Here is a 4,918-nt window from a genome sequence, read left to right on the forward strand (position 1 = left end):
CGCGAGGCCCGGTCCTCGATGGTGACGGGGGCGTCGATCAGCGCGCAGATGGCGTTCGCCAGTGCGAAGAGATCGTCGGCGGGGCCCTCGCCCTGCTCGCCGAGGTCACCCTCGGCGAGCAGCGCGCGCAGCATGGCGGCGATCTGGGCCCAGGAGGCGGCACGGGCCAGACCCAGCACCGCGACCCGGGATTCCCGTGCCGCTTCCCGGAGGGCGTCGTCCACGTCCACGGGCTGCTTGACGATGACGGCGGCGGCCTGCGCCGCGGCCTTGACCAGTGCGCGGATCTGGTCGCGGCCCTCGACCCCCACGGCGAGGAGCAGTGTGCCGGGCATGACCAGCAACTCGTCCAGGGGGTCGTAGATATGGACCCCGGTGATCTCCGTGCCGAGTTCGCCCGGGGCTGCGGCGACATCGAGCACCGATGTGCCCAGGTCATCGATGATGCGCCGCAGGCTGGGGCGTTGCCGGTTCGTCATGGAGTCACGGTAGTGGGCGTAGACCGACATTACGCCTTTTCGTCTGGCATGAGATCCGCCTGTCAGGCTCGGAGCAGGTCGATCGCGGCCCGTGCGGCCAGACCGATCGAGGCGTCGGCCCGCGGCAGACGCATGGCCATGGACCGGGTACGGAGGAACACCGCCGCCGCGTAGCGCCGACCGTCGGGGTATTCCACCACACCGGCCTCGTTGCGTACCCCCCACAGGGTTCCGGTCTTGGCGGAGACCTTGATGCCGTCCTCGAACCCTGCGGAGAGGCGATGCGGCCAGATCTGCCGGCCCATGATCCGCCGGACCTCGGCGCAGGCGGCGGGCGGCCCCGCCTCGTCGCGCCAGACGGCGGACAGGAGAGCGGTCATCTCGCGTGGCGTGCCCGAGGTCGTACGCTCCGGGTCGCGCACCGCGAGGTTGCGGATGCGCTCGTCGGGGACCGCCTTGAGCTGTTCCTCGACATCTCCGTCGAGATCGAGACCGAGTTCCGGCACCACGCTGTTGAGCAGGGTCCGGCAGTCCCCGATGATCCGGGTGCGCTTGAGTCCCAGCGAGGCGAGAGTGGCGTGGACATGGTCGAGTCCGACCTCGCGCGTCACCACATCGGTGGCGGCGTTGTCGCTCATCGTCAGCATCATGAAGGCGAGATCGCGCAGGCTCATCCCGACATCGTCGAGGCAGCCGCTGGTGCCGATGCCGCCGTCCTTGTAGGCGGCCGTGACCGGGATGCGCTTGGTCGGATCCAGCTCTCCGGATGTGGTCCGCAGCGCGTATTCGAGGGCGACCGGCACCTTGAAGACGGAGGCCAGGACGACGGGGTCGTCGGCGCCGAAGTCGATCTCCGCGTCGCCGTCGATCTCACGGACATGGAGGAACCCCTCCGTGTCCGCGTCGTCGAAGATCTTCCGGATTTCCGCCCGGCCCCGGGAAGTGCTCGTCATGGCGAAGTTCCCCTTCAGCCGGTCTTCGGCATGGCGCGGGCACCGAAGTGCAGATACGGGGTGCCATCGGCGAGTTCGAAGAACGCGATGGGCACCCAGCTGCCCTTTCCGGCGAGTTCGCCGATGACGGTCCGCTCGTCCAGGACGGTCATATCGGCCTCCATGCCCGGGTCGATATCGGCCAGAGCGCCCTTGCGCCGCGTCTTCAGATGAAGGCCGCCGCCATCGCGTGCCGTCAGGGTGACCCGGTTGCCCACGCTCTCGTACACGCCGGCGAAGCGTTCGGTGTCGGCGGCGACGGGGGTGGCGGGCGGTTGCGGCAGCGGCGGGACCTCGATCCCGAGCAGCTCGCCGAAGATCGCGGTCCCCACCGCGTGCTCCAGCGCCATGGAGTCGCCGCCGTTCATCAGCACCGAGGCGGAGAAGCCCAGTTCGGGTACGACCCACAGCATCGCGGACTGACCGATCGTGTTCCCGCCGTGCGAGATGACCCGGTGCCCGCCCACGGTGTCCAGCATCCAGCCCAGCCCCCACTCGGAGACGAAGGGCAGCGGACCCGGCAGGGCCACATGCGGCTCCCACATCACCTCGGGGCCGCGGAGCAGTCCGCCGGAGAGATGGGCCAGTCCGAACCGGACCACGTCCGACGCCCGCGCGCAGATCACCCCGGCGGGTCCGGCGGAACGCATCAGACCCCAGGACGGGGTGACGGAACCGTCCGCCAGATGCCCGGCGGCGGCGCTGCGGCGGAGGACTTCCTCCGGCAGGGTCACGGTGTGGGTGAGACCGAGGGGGTCGATGATCTGTTCGCGGAGGGCGGCGTCCCAGGTCTTGCCGGTCAGATGCTCGATCAGCCGGCCCAGCATCGAGAATCCGGAGTTGCAGTACGACTGGGTCGCGCCGAGGGGGTGGATCGCGGTCAGCTCACGACATGCCGCGGTGTACTTCTCCAGACAGTCGTCACCGCGGCCGGTGTCGAGGAAGAGATCCCCGTCGATACCGGAGGTGTGGGTGAGCAGATGCCGGATGGTGACCGACTTGGTGAGTTCCTCGTCGGCGACGGCGAACTCGGGCAGCAGCTCGGCGAAGGGGGTGTCGAGGGTGAACCGGCCCTCCTCGATCAGCAGCATGATCTGCGTGGCCGTCCACACCTTGGTGACCGACCCGATCTGGAAGAGCGAGTCCGTGCGCACGGGCGCCTGGGTGTCCCGGTTGAGAACCCCGGTCGCGAACTCGTACATCGTCCCGCCGAGGGAGAACGCGAGGGTCGCGCCCGGCGCCCCGTACTTCGCCGTCACCTCGTTCAGCAGGTTGTTCCAGCGTGCGCGGTCGACTTCTACGGTCATGTAAACCGTCCTTGGTCGTCGGTTGAGGCGTGCGAGAAGCGTAGGCAGGGTGGACGCCTCCCGGACTTGGCCGGGAACACAAAGCCGGGGCGCGACATTGTGCGGACCGACGAATGCCTGGGGGGCCTCAACGCGTCCCGTGTACGGGACGGTGCGGTCGGCAACGGACCGTATGGGCGTGACAACCGCGGGTAGGCGAACCGTATGACGGTCGAAAAGACGAGCGTGCTCGTACGGGACTGTGCCGAACCCATGGAGCCGGCGGGGTTCTGTGCCGCTCTGTTCGGCGCCGAGGTCCACATCGGAAGCGATCCCGACCTCGTCGAGGTCACCGGCTAGCCGGACTTCAGGACGCCGATCTTGTCGATACGGTGCTCGGGGTTCCCCTGGTCGTCGCGCCAGAAGTTGCCCGCCGCGTCGTCCTCCGGGGTGGCGCAGGTCGAGATGGTGATCATCGCCCGGGTGGGCCGCTCGCCCGGGTGGCCCGGGACCGCCGCCCGCTGCTCGGCGAGGGAGCGCTCGGAGCGGAAGGAGGTCTGACGGGTCCCGGTGATCTCGTACGTCAGGGTCCGGCCGGCAGCCGTGACGGTGACCGTGTCGCCCTTCCGGAGCGCGGGGAGATCGCGCAGGGGGCCGCCCGCGGTGAGCCGATGCGCCGTGACGAGGTAGTTTCCGATCTCTCCCGGGCCGACGCCGCCGTGCTTCCCGTAGGGGCTCGCCGCGACGCCCCGGTTCTGGATCAGGGTCCCCGCCCGGTCGTCGGTGGTGCCCTCGTAGGGGACGACCCGGAGATCCCGGACGCCGATCGCCGGGATCGACAGGATCGCCGTCCGCGTCCGCGGGCTGACGGGAGCGCTCGGGCTCGGGACCGGGCCCGCCGCCGGAGACGCCCCGGACGGGGATCCGGGGGTACTCACCGTGGCCGAGGTGGTGACCAGGGCGTCCCGTACCCCGTCGCCGCCCCCGGAACAGCCGGCGAGCAGGGCTGCCAGCCCTGCTGTGAGCCCCGTGGCGAGCGCGAGGGGCACGGCGCGGACGGCGCGGAAGTCAGCCATGGGCGGGTCCGGATCGATAGCCGGGTGGTGCGGGGGCGGGCGCGCGGGGCGTGAGCCGCTCGACGGGCACAGCGCGCGGGGTGGGGCGGACGCTCCCGTCGTCCCTCCACCATGCCGGACCCGGGCGGCGGCGGCAACGTCACCACCGCCCGGGGTACGGTCGCCGCGCGGGTCTCCCCGATGCTCAGTACGGTCGGTTCCGTCCGTACAGTGCCAGGACTCCGCGAGGTCGGCGGAGGAAGGCAGCGAGCCGGGGAGTGGACATGGCCGGGAAGAAGGAACGATCAGGGGCGGCGGCGCTGCCGCGTTCCGTGTACGAGAAGGAACTGCTGAGGCTCCAGACGGAGCTGGTGAAGCTCCAGGAGTGGGTGCGGACGGAGGGCGTCCGGCTCGTGGTGGTGTTCGAGGGGCGGGACGCGGCGGGCAAGGGCGGCACGATCAAGCGGGTCGCCGAGCATCTCAACCCACGGGTCGCCCGGATCGCGGCGCTGCCCAAGCCCACCGAACGGCAGCGCACCCAGTGGTACTTCCAGCGCTATGTGGAGCATCTGCCGGCCGCCGGGGAGATCGTCCTGTTCGACCGGAGCTGGTACAACCGGGCCGGTGTCGAGCATGTGATGGGCTTCTGCACCAAGGAGGAGCACCAGCGCTTTCTGCGCCAGTGCCCCATCTACGAACGGATGCTGGTGGAGGACGGGATCCTGCTGCGCAAGTACTGGTTCTCGGTGAGCGACGCCGTACAGGAGGAACGTTTCCGGCGGCGGCTGGAGGATCCCACCCGGCGGTGGAAGCTGTCGCCGATGGATCTGGAGTCGATCACGCGCTGGGAGGCGTACTCACGCGCCAAGGACGAGATGCAGGTGCACACCGACATCGCCGAGGCGCCCTGGTTCGTGGTGGAGAGCGACAACAAGCGCCGGGCGCGGCTGAACATGATCGCTCATCTGCTGTCGTCGGTGCCGTACGAGGAGGTGCGGCCCCCGGTCATCGAGATCCCGGAGCGGCCGGCGTCGACCGGCTATGTGCGCCCGCCGCGCGATCTCCAGACCTATGTCCCCGATCACGCGGCGGGCCTCCTGCGGTAG

General features: G+C 70.0%; 4 protein-coding genes and 2 pseudogenes. 2 read left to right on the plus strand and 4 right to left on the minus strand.

Translation table 11 applies throughout. The annotated features are described in order from the left end of the window. The 3 genes and pseudogenes from ACWF94_RS33370 to ACWF94_RS33380 all read right to left on the minus strand — a co-directional run. Positions 1 to 479, minus strand: a pseudogene (locus ACWF94_RS33370) (PucR family transcriptional regulator); the annotation flags it as partial. A 62-nt stretch (positions 480 to 541) separates the two neighbouring features. Further along, positions 542 to 1,432 carry a serine hydrolase gene (locus ACWF94_RS33375; RefSeq protein ID WP_453497212.1) on the minus strand — a complete coding sequence of 297 codons (891 nt, stop codon included), beginning with the start codon at positions 1,430 to 1,432 and terminating at the stop codon, positions 542 to 544. Between the two features lie 14 nt (positions 1,433 to 1,446). Next, the gene (locus ACWF94_RS33380; protein ID WP_453497215.1) at positions 1,447 to 2,778 is read right to left on the minus strand and encodes a serine hydrolase domain-containing protein; all 1,332 of its coding nucleotides are present in this window, start codon (positions 2,776 to 2,778) and stop codon (positions 1,447 to 1,449) included. A 204-nt stretch (positions 2,779 to 2,982) separates the two neighbouring features. On the opposite strand from ACWF94_RS33380, the pseudogene ACWF94_RS33385 reads away from it, so the two are divergent. After that, positions 2,983 to 3,114: pseudogene (locus tag ACWF94_RS33385) on the plus strand (VOC family protein); the annotation flags it as partial. Here the strand turns inward: ACWF94_RS33385 and ACWF94_RS33390 are convergent. Beyond that, entirely contained in the window at positions 3,114 to 3,833 is a 720-nt protein-coding gene (locus ACWF94_RS33390; RefSeq protein WP_453497218.1) for a class E sortase, read from the minus strand. The pseudogene ACWF94_RS33385 and the gene ACWF94_RS33390 overlap by 1 nt on opposite strands. 263 nt (positions 3,834 to 4,096) lie before the next feature. Between ACWF94_RS33390 and ppk2 the strand changes: the two genes are divergently transcribed. Further along, a complete protein-coding gene (gene ppk2 / locus ACWF94_RS33395; RefSeq protein WP_453497221.1) occupies positions 4,097 to 4,918 on the plus strand; it encodes a polyphosphate kinase 2 in 822 nt (273 codons plus the stop codon).

This window comes from Streptomyces sp. NPDC055078 (assembly GCF_053607985.1).

What these genes read in the sequence shown, in the direction of transcription:
- ACWF94_RS33390 (WP_453497218.1), bottom strand. Translation starts at nt 3,833, where the DNA reads ATGGCTGACTTCCGCGCCGTCCGCGCCGTGCCCCTCGCGCTCGCCACG.
- ACWF94_RS33375 (WP_453497212.1), bottom strand. Translation starts at nt 1,432, where the DNA reads ATGACGAGCACTTCCCGGGGCCGGGCGGAAATCCGGAAGATCTTCGAC.
- ACWF94_RS33380 (WP_453497215.1), bottom strand. Translation starts at nt 2,778, where the DNA reads ATGACCGTAGAAGTCGACCGCGCACGCTGGAACAACCTGCTGAACGAG.
- ppk2 (WP_453497221.1), top strand. Translation starts at nt 4,097, where the DNA reads ATGGCCGGGAAGAAGGAACGATCAGGGGCGGCGGCGCTGCCGCGTTCC.